14 protein-coding genes are annotated in these 14,910 nt (G+C 58.0%); 5 read left to right on the top strand and 9 right to left on the bottom strand.

From position 1 onward, the window contains the following. Nucleotides 1-209: 209 nt before the first annotated feature. Nucleotides 210-1,829 carry a phosphoenolpyruvate carboxykinase (ATP) gene (gene pckA, locus ABLV07_RS09955; protein WP_015703667.1) on the top strand — a complete coding sequence of 540 codons (1,620 nt, stop codon included), beginning with the start codon at nucleotides 210-212 and terminating at the stop codon, nucleotides 1,827-1,829. A gap of 49 nt (nucleotides 1,830-1,878) precedes the next feature. On the opposite strand, the gene envZ is transcribed toward pckA, so the two are convergent. The 9 genes from envZ to ABLV07_RS09910 form a co-directional block, all read right to left on the bottom strand. After that, a complete protein-coding gene (gene envZ / locus ABLV07_RS09950) occupies nucleotides 1,879-3,240 on the bottom strand; it encodes a two-component system sensor histidine kinase EnvZ (RefSeq protein ID WP_015369373.1) in 1,362 nt (453 codons plus the stop codon). After that, nucleotides 3,237-3,956, bottom strand: a complete 720-nt coding sequence (gene ompR, locus ABLV07_RS09945; RefSeq protein WP_001157751.1) for a two-component system response regulator OmpR — start codon at nucleotides 3,954-3,956, stop codon at nucleotides 3,237-3,239. The genes envZ and ompR overlap by 4 nt, the downstream gene beginning before the upstream one ends. 218 nt (nucleotides 3,957-4,174) lie before the next feature. Continuing rightward, entirely contained in the window at nucleotides 4,175-5,398 is a 1,224-nt protein-coding gene (fucP, locus tag ABLV07_RS09940) for an L-fucose:H+ symporter permease (protein WP_020077794.1), read from the bottom strand. A gap of 31 nt (nucleotides 5,399-5,429) precedes the next feature. After that, entirely contained in the window at nucleotides 5,430-5,786 is a 357-nt protein-coding gene (locus ABLV07_RS09935) for an L-rhamnose mutarotase (RefSeq protein WP_116326417.1), read from the bottom strand. Next, entirely contained in the window at nucleotides 5,783-6,559 is a 777-nt protein-coding gene (locus ABLV07_RS09930; protein ID WP_042893919.1) for an SDR family oxidoreductase, read from the bottom strand. The genes ABLV07_RS09935 and ABLV07_RS09930 overlap by 4 nt, the downstream gene beginning before the upstream one ends. Next, nucleotides 6,543-7,394, bottom strand: coding sequence for an amidohydrolase family protein (locus ABLV07_RS09925; RefSeq protein ID WP_015369369.1), 852 nt, complete (start codon nucleotides 7,392-7,394; stop codon nucleotides 6,543-6,545). Before ABLV07_RS09925 ends, ABLV07_RS09930 begins: the two co-directional genes overlap by 17 nt. Next, the gene (locus ABLV07_RS09920; RefSeq protein WP_126027790.1) at nucleotides 7,381-8,676 is read right to left on the bottom strand and encodes an L-fuconate dehydratase; all 1,296 of its coding nucleotides are present in this window, start codon (nucleotides 8,674-8,676) and stop codon (nucleotides 7,381-7,383) included. Before ABLV07_RS09920 ends, ABLV07_RS09925 begins: the two co-directional genes overlap by 14 nt. Next, nucleotides 8,673-9,524, bottom strand: a complete 852-nt coding sequence (locus ABLV07_RS09915; protein WP_020077791.1) for a fumarylacetoacetate hydrolase family protein — start codon at nucleotides 9,522-9,524, stop codon at nucleotides 8,673-8,675. Before ABLV07_RS09915 ends, ABLV07_RS09920 begins: the two co-directional genes overlap by 4 nt. Before the next feature lie 35 nt (nucleotides 9,525-9,559). Beyond that, nucleotides 9,560-10,300 carry an SDR family oxidoreductase gene (locus ABLV07_RS09910; protein ID WP_020077790.1) on the bottom strand — a complete coding sequence of 247 codons (741 nt, stop codon included), beginning with the start codon at nucleotides 10,298-10,300 and terminating at the stop codon, nucleotides 9,560-9,562. Nucleotides 10,301-10,534: 234 nt separating this feature from the next. On the opposite strand from ABLV07_RS09910, the gene ABLV07_RS09905 reads away from it, so the two are divergent. The 4 genes from ABLV07_RS09905 to feoA all read left to right on the top strand — a co-directional run bounded on the left by ABLV07_RS09905 (nucleotide 10,535) and on the right by feoA (nucleotide 14,897). Then, nucleotides 10,535-11,293: a FadR/GntR family transcriptional regulator gene (locus ABLV07_RS09905; RefSeq protein WP_015369365.1), complete on the top strand. Its 759-nt coding sequence runs from the start codon at nucleotides 10,535-10,537 to the stop codon at nucleotides 11,291-11,293. Nucleotides 11,294-11,378: 85 nt separating this feature from the next. Then, the gene (gene greB, locus ABLV07_RS09900; RefSeq protein ID WP_015703675.1) at nucleotides 11,379-11,852 is read left to right on the top strand and encodes a transcription elongation factor GreB; all 474 of its coding nucleotides are present in this window, start codon (nucleotides 11,379-11,381) and stop codon (nucleotides 11,850-11,852) included. Nucleotides 11,853-11,952: 100 nt separating this feature from the next. After that, on the top strand, nucleotides 11,953-14,283 hold the full coding sequence (locus ABLV07_RS09895) for a Tex family protein (RefSeq protein ID WP_047064507.1): 2,331 nt from the start codon (nucleotides 11,953-11,955) through the stop codon (nucleotides 14,281-14,283). Nucleotides 14,284-14,669: 386 nt separating this feature from the next. After that, a complete protein-coding gene (gene feoA, locus ABLV07_RS09890) occupies nucleotides 14,670-14,897 on the top strand; it encodes a ferrous iron transporter A (protein ID WP_126028823.1) in 228 nt (75 codons plus the stop codon). Nucleotides 14,898-14,910: the final 13 nt, after the last annotated feature.

Below are 14,910 nucleotides of genomic sequence, written 5' to 3'. Positions count from 1 at the left end.
TTAATTACTTTTTAACCATTCGGAAACATCTATCGCCACCTGCGGCCGTTTTCCTGAGATAATCACGCGCACTTCGTGACAGGAGTCACTGTGTTTTTCGTAAGAAAGGCGTTTGTCGAGATACGTAAATCTATGAGCCTGGTCGCGGTCTATTCCCTGAAAGAAACCCTACAATTTAAAGCAGTACATATTGGCTAAGGAGCAGTGACATGCGCGTTAATAGTTTAACCCCGCAGGATCTCAAGGCTTACGGTATCAATGACGTCCAGGAAATTGTCCACAACCCGAGCTTCGATACGCTGTATCAGGAAGAGCTCGACCCGAAACTGGAAGGTTATGAGCGTGGCGTATTAACCAATCTTGGCGCCATCGCCGTCGATACCGGCATTTTCACCGGCCGTTCGCCGAAAGATAAATATATCGTCCGTGACGATACCACTCGCGATACCGTGTGGTGGTCTGATAAAGGCAATGGCAAGAACGATAACAAGCCGCTCTCCCAGGAAACCTGGCAGCACCTGAAAGGCCTGGTGACTCACCAGCTGTCGGGCAAACGCCTGTTTATCGTCGACGCCTTCTGCGGCGCCAACGCCGACACCCGCCTCAGCGTGCGCTTCATTACTGAAGTCGCCTGGCAGGCACACTTTGTTAAGAACATGTTCATTCGCCCGAGCGAAGAAGAACTGGCAGCCTTCGAGCCGGACTTTATCGTCATGAACGGCGCGAAGTGCACCAACCCGCAGTGGAAAGAGCAGGGTCTGAACTCCGAAAACTTCGTGGCTTTCAACCTGACCGAACGCATCCAGCTCATCGGCGGCACCTGGTACGGCGGCGAAATGAAGAAAGGGATGTTCTCGATCATGAACTACCTGCTGCCGCTACAGGGCATCGCTTCGATGCACTGCTCCGCTAACGTCGGCGAAAAAGGCGATGTCGCCGTGTTCTTCGGCCTCTCCGGCACCGGTAAAACCACCCTCTCCACCGACCCGAAACGCCGCCTGATTGGCGATGACGAGCACGGATGGGATGATGACGGCGTATTTAACTTCGAAGGCGGCTGCTACGCGAAGACCATTAAGCTGTCGGAAGCCAACGAGCCGGATATCTATCACGCGATCCGCCGCGATGCGCTGCTGGAAAACGTCGTGGTACGGGCTGACGGCACCATCGATTTTGATGACGGTTCGAAGACCGAGAACACCCGCGTCTCCTACCCGATCGACCATATCGAAAATATCGTTAAGCCGGTGTCGAAAGCCGGTCACGCCACCAAGGTTATCTTTCTGACCGCCGACGCCTTTGGCGTATTGCCGCCGGTTTCACGCCTGACCGCTGACCAGACTCAGTACCACTTCCTGTCTGGCTTTACCGCCAAGCTGGCCGGTACCGAGCGCGGCGTCACCGAGCCGACCCCAACCTTCTCCGCCTGCTTCGGCGCCGCGTTCCTGTCGCTGCACCCGACGCAGTACGCTGAAGTGCTGGTAAAACGCATGCAGGCTTCCGGCGCCCAGGCCTACCTGGTCAACACCGGCTGGAACGGTACCGGCAAACGTATCTCAATTAAAGATACCCGCGCGATTATCGACGCTATCCTCGACGGTTCGCTGGATAACGCCGAAACCTTCACTCTGCCGATGTTCAACCTGCAGATCCCAACCGAGCTGCCGGGCGTCGATACCCATATCCTCGACCCGCGTAATACCTACGGTTCTCCGGAGCAGTGGCAGGAGAAAGCCGATCAGCTGGCGAAACTGTTTATTGAGAACTTCGAGAAGTATACCGATACCCCGGCCGGCGCTGCGCTGGTTGCGGCCGGTCCGAAGCGTTAATCAGGTCACAGAGACAACAAAGCCGGGCGATGCCCGGCTTTTTTATATTTCAACTCTCTTTCGCAGGCTTCGCCGGCGACAGCGCGCGATGCACCGGAATTGGTAGCCAGGCGCGGATCAGCAGGCCGCCGCGTTCGCTGGTGCCAATCTCCAGGCGACCGTTATGATTGTCGATAATACGCTGCACTATCGCCAGCCCCAGCCCGGTGCCGCTGGTGCTACGGGCGCTATCGCCACGCACAAACGGCTGGAACAGATGTTCGCGCTGTTCCGGTTTAATTCCCGGGCCGTCATCTTCCACCTGGAACCAGGCACGGCTGGCTTCGCTGCCGCTGCTGACTTTAATCCAGCCCTTACCGTAACGAGCGGCGTTCACCACCATATTGGCTAGCGCACGTTTAATCGATAGCGGATGCAGGCGCAGCGGAATTTCTCCGGCCTGCAGATCGGTGGCGATTTCCCGCTCGTAGCCGCTTTCGGCGGCGATCACTTCGCCTAACACGGCATTGAGATCCGCAAGCTCCATCGGCATCTCCTGGCCGGTGCGCAGGTAATCAATAAACTGCTCGATGATGGCGTTGCACTCTTCGATATCTTTATTGATCGACTCGGCAAGATAGCCGTCCTGTTCGCCCATCATCTCCGTCGCCAGCCGGATCCGCGTCAACGGCGTGCGCAAATCGTGGCTGACCCCGGCCATCAGCAGCGTACGGTCATCCGCCAGCTGTTTGACCCCGGCGGCCATATGGTTGAAGGCGCGGGTTACCGAACGCACTTCCGACGCGCCGTACTCGCGTAGGGGCGGCGGAATAATCCCACGTCCGACCTGCAGCGCGGCGTGCTCCAGATCGACCAGCGGCCGGTTCTGGATACGGATGAATAGCCACGCGCCGCCAATGGCCAGCAGCATTATCGCCAGCGTATAACGGAATAGCGGCGAGAAATCGCCCTGATGGATTTCAGTCAGCGGCACCCGCACCCAGATATTCGGCGAAAGCCAGGTCTTCAGCCACACCACCGGCGAGCTTTTGTTGACCTCAACCCGCACTTCGGTCGGCCCGCCAAGCTGGTGCGCCATCTGCTGGCTTAAGAATTCATAATGCTGCGCCCAGCGCAGCCCTGCGTCTTCCGCCGCCTCATTGGAATAGAGCGAAATCCCCAGCTCGCGGTAAATTTCGCGGCGAAACGCCGGCGGAACCACCAGTTGGGTGCCGTCTTCCAGCTGCAGTTTATCGGTCATCAGCATACGGACTTCGTATGCCAGCACCTTATTAAACTGCTGCAGACTCGGCAGGATCGCGAAATTCAGCACCACCAGATAAGTCGTCACCAGGCTGACGAACAGCAGGGTGACGATCAGTAACAGGGTGCGGGCAAATGAGCTTCGCGGCGAAAAACGCACGCGCTTCATGCCTTAGAACCGTCCGGCACGAAGACGTAGCCCAGTCCCCAAACGGTCTGGATGTAGCGCGGATGCGCCGGATCTTCTTCCACCATGCGACGCAGGCGGGAGATTTGTACGTCGATGGAACGCTCCATCGCCGAGTACTCGCGGCCGCGGGCAAGGTTCATCAGCTTATCGCGGGACAGCGGTTCACGCGGATGGCTAACCAGCGCTTTTAATACCGCGAACTCACCGCTGGTGAGCGGCATCGGCTCATCTTCACGGAACATCTCGCGGGTGCCGAGGTTCAGTTTAAATTTGCCAAAAGCGATCACCGCTTCTTCTTGCGATGGCGCGCCCGGCAGCTCGTTCGCCTGGCGGCGCAGCACGGCGCGGATACGGGCCAGCAGTTCACGCGGGTTAAACGGTTTAGGAATGTAGTCATCGGCGCCGATTTCCAGGCCCACGATACGGTCCACTTCTTCCCCTTTCGCCGTCACCATAATGATCGGCATCGGGTTGCTCTGACTACGCAGACGGCGGCAGATAGATAAACCATCTTCGCCCGGCAGCATCAGATCCAGCACCATCAGGTGGAAGGATTCACGGGTCAGCAGGCGATCCATCTGTTCAGCGTTCGCCACGCTACGAACCTGGAAGCCCTGCTCGGTCAGATAACGTTCCAGCAGCGCGCGCAGGCGCATGTCGTCATCCACAACCAGAATCTTATAATTCTCTTGCATTGTTTGTACTCCCAAAGGTTCACTGCAATCGTTAGTGCGTATTCTTAAAAACCCACGCTAATACGACCAGCCAAATCTGGTATATATTCTAGTCGAAATTGTTACAAAGCATATTAAACAGCAGTTTATACCCGTCATTCTGAGCAAAATTTACCACCGGCGCGACAAAAAAGAAAAAGGCGGAGGGTCTCCTCCGCCTTTTTAGCTAATTTTGCCGCTTACGCGCGTCGTTGGCTCATGCCGTACCACAGCACCACCAGGAAGCATAGCAGCGGCAACCCATAGGCCAGCGCGGTGCTGTAGCGGTCGGCCAGCGCCCCCATAAAGTAAGGCATAATCGCCCCGCCGACGATGGCCATAATCATAAACGAGCTGGCGCGTTTGGTATGGCTGCCCATATTTTTAACGCCCAGCGCGAAAATGGTCGGGAACATAATCGACATAAAAAAGAAGACCGCAATCAGCGCCACCACCGACACGCCGTCGATACTCATCATCACCAGACCGCAGAGCACGATATTGACCAACGAATACACCATCAGCAGCGTCGCCGCCTGCACCCGCCCCATCAGCCAGGTACTGAAGAAACGACCGACCATAAAGCTAATCATCGCAATCGACAGCAGATAGGAAGCGTGCTGGTTTGTCACGCCATGCCAGTGCTCGGTCGCATAGTTGATAAAGAACGCACCCACGCCGACCTGCGCGGCAACATAAAAGAACTGGGCGATAACCCCGCCGGTAAAGTGGCGATGCTGCCACAGCCCCTGCGCCGCTTCTTGCTGACTGCCCTCCTCTTCGCGAATATCCGGCATCGGCGTGCGGCGGAACAGCAACGCGATGGCCAGCACCAGCACGGCGATAGCGACATAGGTGATTTTTACCGAGCTCTGATCGCCGGTATCGCCCTGAGTAGCTGAAAAGAACAGCGTGCCGCCGATCAGCGGGCCAATAAATTGCCCCAGTCCGTTAAACGACTGCGCCAGATTCAACCGCCGCTCGGCGCCTTTACTATCGCCAAGTACCGTCGCATAAGGGTTCGCCGCGGTCTCAAGACAACCTAATCCACAGGCAATCACAAACAGCGCGAACAGGAACAGCGCAAAGCTATTCACGCTCGCCGCCGGCACAAACAGCAGCGCGCCAAGCGCATACAGGCACAAGCCGACCAGGATCCCCGCTTTATAACCGCGTTTATCCATAAAGTAGCCGGCGGGCAGCGCCACCAGGAAGTAGGCGCCAAAATAGGCCGCCTGCAGTAAACCGGACTGCGCTTTGGTGACGTGCAGGGTCTCCTGAAAATGTTTATTGAGAACATCGAGCAGGCCGTAAGAGAGCCCCCACATAAAGAACAGGCTGGTGACCAGCATAAATGCCCAGCGCAGATTAGGGGTCGCCCCGGCGCGGGCCGCCAGCGGCTCCGCCGTTTTATTCACTAGCATGGTGAGATCCTCAGTAGAGTACAGAGTTGTTTTATTGATCCTGCAAAGAGAATATGCGCTCCATCGACACCCATTTTTCGCCTGCCGGCGTCCAGGGGGTGGGAACCTGGTATTGCCACATCAGCGCTTCCCAGCGCTGAATGACCGGGTGGTTCAGGCTGTGCTGAGCAAAGCGTTCGCCATCGAAATCCCCGGCGACCTCCATCACCATAAACAGCCGCGTGCCAAGCCGGTAAATCTCCATATCCAGCACGCCATGGGCGCGCAGATGCCCGGCGACTTCCGGCCAGATACGTTCATGCAGACGCTGGTATTCGGCAATTTTCTCCGCCGTATCGACCAAATCCAACGCCTGACACAGTCGCCGCCGCGCGGCGGTAACGCTCATGACAGCGCCCTGTCGAGATGCAAATATCCGCCGTCCACCGATAGCCACTGCCCGGTAGTGTGCGACGCACGCGAGGAGATAAGAAACACCACGGTATTGGCGATCTCTTCCGGCGTGGTCATGCGTTTGCCCAACGGGATGCGTTGGTTAATCGCCGCCATCTGCCGCTGCGGGTCAGGGAAGGTATTTATCCAGCGCTGGTACTGCGGCGTCAGCACTTCTGCCGGCACCACCGCGTTGACCCGCACGCCGCTCTCGCGCAGCGATACCGCCCATTCACGGGTTAATGCCAGCACCGCCCCTTTCGCCGCGGTATAGCCGCTGGTGCCGCCCTGGCCGCTGAGCGCGGTTTTCGAGGCGATATTGACGATAGCCCCCCGCGCCACCTCTAACGCTTCGCGGCATAGGTGGGCCATCTGATAGTAGTGGATCAGGTTTTTTTCAAGCGATCCGAGAAACGCCTCACGCCCGGCCTCGAGCCCTACGCCATCGTTCACTCCGGCGTTATTCACCAGCGCATCAATACGACCAAAGCGCGCCAGCACCTGGCTCACCGCCCTGGCGCATTCAGCCTCCTGGCACAGGTCGGCGATAATCAGCTCACTTTGCGGCGCGATTTGCTTCAGCCTATCCATAAACCCCTGCTCTGGCTGGGCGTTAGTGACGATGACCGGCACCGCCCCCTCTTCCGCCAGCAGTTGCGTTACCGCCGCGCCGATCCCCGAGCCGCCGCCGGTGACGATAACCACTTTGTCTTTAAGAAATAGATCCACGCTTCGCCTCCGTTAAACCATAAACCCGACAGGCAGTGCCGCCCCAGATAGCTGACCGCTGCGTTTCCGTCAGCGGGGCCAGCGCCGTTTCGCACAGCTGGTAAACCTGGCGGTACTCCGCCGCCAGCAGGCATACCGGCCAGTCGGAACCAAACATCAGCCGCTGCGGGCCAAACAGCTCCAGCGCGGCGTCGAAGAAAGGCAGCAGTTGCTGCTCGGTCCAGCATCCGCCCGCGGCCTCGGTCACCAGACCAGAAAGCTTAAGCGCCACGTGCGGTAGCGCCGCCAGCGGCCGCGCCTGTTCGGCCCAATGGGCCGCGCCGCGCGCGATATCCGGCTTGCCGAAATGGTCGAGTACCAGCCAGTGATCATCGTGGCGGGCGGCAAAGCGTGCCGCCGCCGCGAGATGACGATGGGTAACCAACAGATCCCAGCTATAGCCCTGGCGCTGCAACTGCTGCATTCCTCGCGAGACCGCCTCGCGCTCAAGCCACGCTGCCGGATCGGCTTCATCCTGCACCTGATGGCGCAACCCGCACAGCTGGCCGCGCCACTGCGTCAGCTTGTCCTCGAGATCCGCGGCGGTAATATCCAGCCAGCCCACTACGCCGCATACGCCAACCGCCTGAGAAACCTGCGCCACCAGCCAGGCGGTTTCGTTTTCATCATGACGCGCCTGCACCACCACCGCGCCATCGAGCCGGTGCTGCGCCAGCAGCGGCTGGAGCTGCGGAGGGTAAAAATCCCGGCGCAGTTGCGGCATGTCGTCATCAATCCACGGGTAATCCTGTGGCTGATAGCGCCAGTAGTGGTGGTGGGCGTCAATGCGCAACATGCGCTTCTCCACGGTAGCGGTACTGCTCGATAGAAGCCTGATGCATTTCAATCGAGTAGCCCGGCGCCTGCGGCGGCATATAAGCTGCGCCGCGGATTTCGCAAGGGTGCAGGAAGTGCTCGTGCAGATGGTCGACAAACTCAATCACCCGCCCTTCATGGGTACCGGCGATGCACAGGTAGTCAATCATCGACAGGTGCTGGACGTATTCGCACAGTCCGACGCCGCCGGCGTGCGGGCAAACCGGCAGGTTGTACTTCGCCGCCATCAGCATCACCGCCAGCACTTCGTTGACGCCGCCTAACCGGCAGGCATCGATCTGCACCACGTCAATCGCGCCGCGCATAATGAATTGTTTGAACATAATCCGGTTCTGGCACATCTCGCCGGTGGCGACCTTCACCGCGCCGATGTTTTCGCGGATCTTGCGGTGACCTTCGATATCATCCGGGCTGGTCGGCTCTTCGATAAACCACGGGTTGGCGAAGGCCAACGCTTTGACCCATGGAATGGCGGCGTCCACTTCCCATACCTGGTTGGCATCAATCATCAATTTCCGCTCGGGGCCAATCACTTCCCGGGCAATGCGCACGCGGCGGATATCATCTTCAATGTCGCGCCCGACCTTCAGCTTGATATGCGAGAAACCGGCGTCCACCGCCTGCTGACAAAGACGACGCAGTTTGTCATCACCGTATCCCAGCCAGCCCGCTGATGTGGTGTAACACGGATAACCCTGCGCCTGTAGCTGTTCGAGACGCTGGGTTTTACCCTCCTGGCGGCTTTCCAGCAGGCGCAGCGCCTCCTCCGGGGTAATGCAGTCGGTGATGTAGCGAAAATCGATACAGCGTACCAGCTCGGCCGGGCTCATATCGGCGACCAGTCGCCAGACCGGTTTGCCTTCGGCCTTCGCCCACAGATCCCACACCGCATTGACCACCGCGCCGGTCGCCAGGTGAATCGCCCCTTTGTCCGGGCCAATCCAGCGCAGCTGGCTATCGCTGGTAAAGCGCCGCCAGAAGGCGCCCATATCGGCGGCGATCGTCTCGAGTTGCTCGCCGACGATTAAATGCTCCAGCGCCTGAATCGCCGCGCAGCAAATTTCGTTGCCGCGGCCAATGGTGAAGGTCAACCCGTGACCGGTGAGCTTAGGATTGTCGGTTTGGAGGATCACGTAGGCGGCGGAGTAATCCGGGTCGGGATTCATCGCATCGGAGCCGTCCAACTGCTGAGAAGTGGGGAAGCGAATATCCTCTACCCGCAGGGCGGTAATTTGCGTCATTGTTTGTCCTCCACGGTCAGCTGCTGCTGTTCGCCCAACCCTTCAATGCCCAAACGAATAGTCTGGCCGGCGCGTAAATAAACCGGCTGCGGTTTCTGGCCCATACCCACCCCCGGCGGCGTACCGGTGGAGATGACATCGCCCGGCTGCAGGCTCATAAAGCGGCTCAGGTAGCTGATGATATAGGGCACTTTGAAAATCATGGTGCGGGTGTTGCCGTCCTGATAGCGCTTGCCGTCGACCTCCAGCCACAGGTTAAGCGCGTTGGGATCGGGGATTTCATCGGCGGTCACCAGCCAGGGGCCGGTCGGCCCGAACGTGTCGCAGCCTTTGCCCTTATCCCAAGTGCCGCCGCGCTCAATTTGATATTCACGTTCGGAGACGTCATTAATCACGCAGTAGCCAGCAACGTGCTGCATGGCGTCGCGCTCGTCGATATAGCGCCCGCCTTTGCCAATCACTACCCCTAATTCGACTTCCCAGTCGGTCTTTTGCGAACCGCGCGGGATAATCACGTTGTCGTTAGGCCCGACCACCGCGCTGGTCCACTTGCTGAATACCACCGGCTCCTGCGGAATATCGGCGCCGGTCTCCGCGGCGTGATCGGCATAGTTCAGGCCGATGCAGATAAACTTACCGATACCGCCAACGCAGGCGCCAATACGCGGATTGCCATCAACCAGCGGCAGGCTGTAGAGATCCAGCTGGCGCAGACGCGCCAGACTCTCCGGCAGCAGCGCGTCGCCGCGCAGATCGGTCACATAGTTCGATAGGTCGCGCAAGCGGCCGTCGTTATCGAGTACGCCCGGACGCTCGCTGCCGGGATTGCCAAAACGAAGTAATTTCATGCGTTTTCCTGATAGTGAAATAAAGCGCCGCGCGGTTAGTTGCTCCAACCGCCGTCAATAATCTGCACCGTGCCGGTGGTGTAGGCGCTGGCGTCGGAAGCCAGGTACAGCGCCAGTTGGGCGATCTCTTCCGGCTTGCCGATGCGGCCAATGGGCTGGCGGGCGACAAACGCCTCATAAACCGCCTCTTCGCTCAGCCCCTGCTCGCGCGCCTGCTCGGCAATACGTCCGCGTAGGGAAGGTGAATCGACGGTACCCGGACAAATCGCATTACAACGAATGCCCTGGGTGACGAAATCCGCCGCTACCGAGCGGGTCAGGCCAATGACCGCCGCTTTACTGGCGCTGTAGGCGAAGCGGTTTGGTACTCCTTTCACGCTGGAAGCTACCGATGACATGTTGATAATCGAGCCACCGCCGCGGGCGATCATCGCCGGCAAAAAGGCGCGAATCGTGTGGAACATGGCGGTGACATTCAGATCGAGGGCGAACTGCCACTCCCGCTCGCTACATTCAAGAATGCTGCCGCTATGCACCACCCCGGCGCAGTTGAACAACACATCCAGCGGGCCCAGCGTTTCCGCGGCGGCGGCAATCGCATCCGCGCGGGTGACATCCAGCTGCAGCGCCTGTACGCCGGGGATATCGCTCAATCCGGCAATGTTGATATCGCTGGCAATCACTTCCGCGCCGGCGGCGGCAAACAGCCGCGCGCAGCTGTTGCCAATCCCCTGCCCTGCGGCGGTAATCAAAACGCGTTTTCCGGTTAGTTCCATTTCTCTCCCCTGGTCTAAAGGACTAATGGTCAGGCCATTGGTGGTAGTCAAAGGCCTGACCTTTCGCATGACAAGTCAGGCATAACCCGCTATCGTGAAGCTTAGATGTTGCAAAAACGGCCACAAACGGCACATTGGTTAACCAATTAATTACACTCGACTAACAAACACTCAAGTGTGCTGGCCAATATTTGTGCGCTTTATCACTGTCTATCGCATGAGCAAAGGTGAAACATGCCGATTACCAGACTGGAAAACCCAAGGATTTACAGACAGATAGCAGACCAACTCAAGCGATTAATTGAGAACAACGAATTTCCGCCCGGCAGTCGTCTTCCGTCTGAGCGAGATTTAGCCCAGCAATTGAACGTCAGCCGCGCATCGGTGCGCGAAGCGCTGATTGCGTTGGAGGTGATTGGCCTGGTGGACGTGCGCGTCGGCAACGGGGTAATCGTCAAATCGCAAACGCCGCTCGTCGCCACCAAAGAGCCGGTGATGGCGCAGGCCGGTCGCGACCAGTGGACGGAGATCGACGACGAACTCAACATAGACCTCGATTTTAACGCCGAACTACCGCCCTTTTCTCTGCTGCAGGCGCGCCTGTTAATCGAACCGGAAACCGCCGCGCTGGCGGCACGCCACGCCAGCCCCGAAGAGCTGGCCGCTATCCGCGAGGCCTTTGAGCAAAACTGTCGCGATAACCGTGCCGGTTCAACCACCCATCCCGGCGACCGCCTGTTCCATATCCGTATCGCTCAGGCCAGCGGCAACCCGGCGTACGCGTTTATCATCGGCCACCTGCTCGGCCACCGCTACGGCAGTATGTTCCGCATGCTGCAGCGCCACTATACGCCGGACGATATGCCGCATCGCTCGGAACAGGAGCATCGCGCGATCCTTGAAGCCATTGAGGCCCACGACGTCCGTGCGGCAAAGAAAGCAATGAAAAATCATATTGATCAGGTGATTACCATTTTTACCCGCAGCCAGTAGCCGCGATTTCTGCGCCCACCGCTTTACCTTGCCGAAACGGCTGGTTAAGGTACGGCGGGACGAGATTATTTTGGATGAACCACAGATGAAAACGCCGCTGATCACCCGTGAAGGGTATGAAAAACTGAAGCAAGAGATGGATTACTTGTGGCGTACAGAGCGCCCGGAAGTCACCAAGAAAGTGACCTGGGCGGCGAGTCTTGGCGACCGCAGTGAAAACGCCGATTATCAGTACAATAAAAAGCGCCTGCGCGAAATTGACCGCCGGGTGCGTTATCTCACCAAGTGTCTGGAAAATCTCAAAATCGTCGATTATTCCCCGCAGCAGGAAGGCAAAGTGTTCTTCGGCGCGTGGGTGGAGATCGAGAACGACGATGGCGATACCAAGCGCTTTCGCATTGTCGGCTACGATGAAATCTTCGGCCGCAAAGACTATATCTCCATCGATTCGCCAATGGCGCGCGCTTTACTGAAGAAAGAGGTGGGCGACCTGGCTATCGTTAACACTCCAGCGGGTGAAGCCAGCTGGTACGTCAATGAAATTGAATACGTGAAATAGCGCCGGAACATTCCGAGAGAACCCGGTCGCGGCTGGCATTTTAGCCTGGCAGCCCGTATAACTATCCCCTGATTTTTGACCCTAATGATGAATAAAACCGATGATGAATGATTCGCTCTGCCGCATTATTGCGGGTGAACTTCAGGCCAGAGCCGAACAGGTAGAAGCTGCCGTTCGCCTGCTTGATGAAGGGAACACCGTGCCGTTTATTGCACGTTATCGTAAGGAAGTCACCGGCGGTCTGGATGACACGCAGCTGCGTAATCTGGAAACTCGCCTCGGGTATCTGCGCGAACTGGAAGACCGCCGCCAGGCGATCCTCAAATCGATCGGCGAACAGGGCAAGCTCAGCGAAGCGCTGGAAAAAGCCATCAACGCCACCCTCAGCAAAACCGAGCTCGAAGATCTCTACCTGCCGTACAAACCTAAACGCCGCACCCGCGGGCAAATCGCCATTGAAGCCGGTCTCGAACCGCTGGCCGATCTGCTGTGGAATGAGCCTTCCCACGATCCGGAAACCGAAGCGGCAAACTATATCGATGCCGATAAAGGCGTGGCGGATAGCAAAGCCGCTCTCGACGGCGCGCGCTATATCCTGATGGAACGCTTCGCGGAAGACGCCGCCCTGCTGGCGAAAGTACGTGATTATCTGTGGAAAAACGCCCATCTGGTGGCCAGCGTCGTCAGCGGCAAGGAAGAAGAAGGCGCTAAATTCCGCGATTACTTCGACCACCATGAACCGATCGCTTCCGTGCCGTCGCACCGCGCGCTGGCGATGTTCCGCGGGCGCAATGAGGGCGTGCTGCAGCTGTCGCTCAACGCCGACCCGCAGTTTGATGAGCCGCCGAAAGAGAGCCACTGCGAGCAGATCATTATCGATCATCTCGGCCTGCGCCTGAATAACGCCCCGGCGGACAGCTGGCGCAAAGGCGTCGTCAGCTGGACCTGGCGCATCAAGGTGCTGATGCACCTCGAAACCGAATTAATGGGCACCGTGCGCGAACGCGCGGAAGACGAAGCGATTAACGTATTCGCCCGTAATCTCCATGACCTGCTGATGGCCGCACCTGCCGGCCTGCGCGCCACCATGGGTCTTGACCCGGGCCTGCGTACCGGCGTCAAAGTGGCGGTAGTCGACGGCACCGGCAAACTGGTGGCCACCGATACCATCTACCCGCATACCGGCCAGGCGGCTAAAGCCGCCGTCGTGGTGGCGGCGCTGTGCGAAAAACATAACGTTGAGCTGGTGGCTATCGGCAACGGTACCGCTTCCCGCGAGACCGAGCGTTTCTTCCTCGACGTGCAAAAACAGTTCCCGAAAGTGACCGCCCAGAAGGTGATCGTCAGCGAAGCCGGCGCGTCGGTCTACTCGGCTTCCGAACTGGCGGCGCAGGAGTTCCCGGACCTCGATGTTTCCCTACGCGGCGCGGTCTCTATCGCCCGCCGTCTGCAGGATCCGCTGGCCGAGCTGGTGAAAATCGATCCGAAATCAATCGGCGTCGGTCAGTATCAGCATGACGTTAGTCAGACGCAGCTGGCGCGTAAGCTGGATGCGGTGGTGGAAGACTGCGTAAACGCCGTTGGCGTCGACCTTAACACCGCCTCGGTGGCGCTGTTGACCCGCGTCGCGGGCCTGACCCGCATGATGGCGCAGAATATCGTCGCCTGGCGCGACGAGAACGGCCAGTTCCTCAACCGCCAGCAGTTGCTGAAGGTAAGCCGTCTGGGGCCAAAAGCCTTTGAACAGTGCGCCGGCTTCCTGCGCATTAACCACGGCGACAACCCGCTGGACGCCTCGACCGTTCACCCGGAAGCCTACCCGGTGGTCGAGCGTATTCTGGCCGCTACCCAGCAGGCGCTGAAAGATCTGATGGGCAACAGCAGCGAGCTGCGCAACCTGAAAGCCTCTGATTTTACCGATGATAAGTTCGGGGTGCCGACGGTATCCGATATCATCAAAGAGCTGGAAAAACCGGGCCGCGATCCGCGCCCTGAGTTTAAAACCGCCCAGTTCGCCGACGGCGTTGAGACGATGAACGACCTGCTGCCGGGGATGATTCTGGAAGGTGCGGTCACCAACGTCACCAACTTTGGCGCCTTCGTCGATATCGGCGTGCACCAGGATGGCCTGGTCCACATCTCTTCGCTGTCGAATAAGTTCGTTGAAGACCCGCATACCGTGGTCAAAGCGGGCGATATCGTCAAAGTGAAGGTGATGGAAGTGGACCTGCCGCGTAAACGCATCGCGTTAACGATGCGCCTCGATGAACAACCGGGCGACAGCAACGCGCGCCGCGGCGGCGGCAACGATCGCCCGCAGGGTAACCGCCCGGCGGCAAAAGCGGCGAAGCCGCGCGGTCGCGATGCTCAGCCAGCCGGCAACAGCGCGATGATGGATGCGCTGGCCGCCGCGATGGGCAAAAAACGCTAATCCTTCCCTGCCCCTCTTCGAGGGGCAATTTTCCGCTTTTTAATGCCTGAGCCTCGATTAATATATTCCAGTAACCTTTCAATAAGTTCGAAATTTATAAAGTTTCATTCTGTTAACTAATGAAACCTTTATTAAACATTAAGTGAATAAATTAATTTTTCCCTTATTTTTAGCTACAGCAACGTTCTTGCGTCATATCAAAAAATAAGCAAATTCCCCGGAAAACCGCATTTATTATCCATGCCATGTATTGATGATACAAACCATTCTCATTATCATCGTTATCAGTTAAGTTTTATTCTTCTTCGTTGGCTATAGTCCCCAGCGCCGCTTTAATAGCCGCGCCTGGAAATTCTCTTTTCGGTTAGCGATAACAAGTAGGCCCTATGCAATTCACTCCTGATAGTGCGTGGAAAATCACCGGTTTTTCCCGCGATATTAGCCCGGCTTATCGGCAGAAACTGCTCTCCCTGGGAATGTTGCCCGGTTCTTCGTTTCATGTCGTGCGCATGGCGCCACTGGGCGATCCTATTCATATTGAGACCCGGCGCGTGAGCCTGGTATTACGTAAAAAAGACCTCGCGTTAATTGAACTGGAAGCGGTTGCGCAATAACACCTGACCCGGC

The organism is Klebsiella sp. CN_Kp097 (assembly GCF_040064495.1).
Classification (GTDB): Bacteria; Pseudomonadota; Gammaproteobacteria; order Enterobacterales; family Enterobacteriaceae; genus Klebsiella; species Klebsiella aerogenes.
Note: the sequence above shows the minus strand (reverse complement) of the source record. Positions and strands in the feature narration are given on the sequence as shown.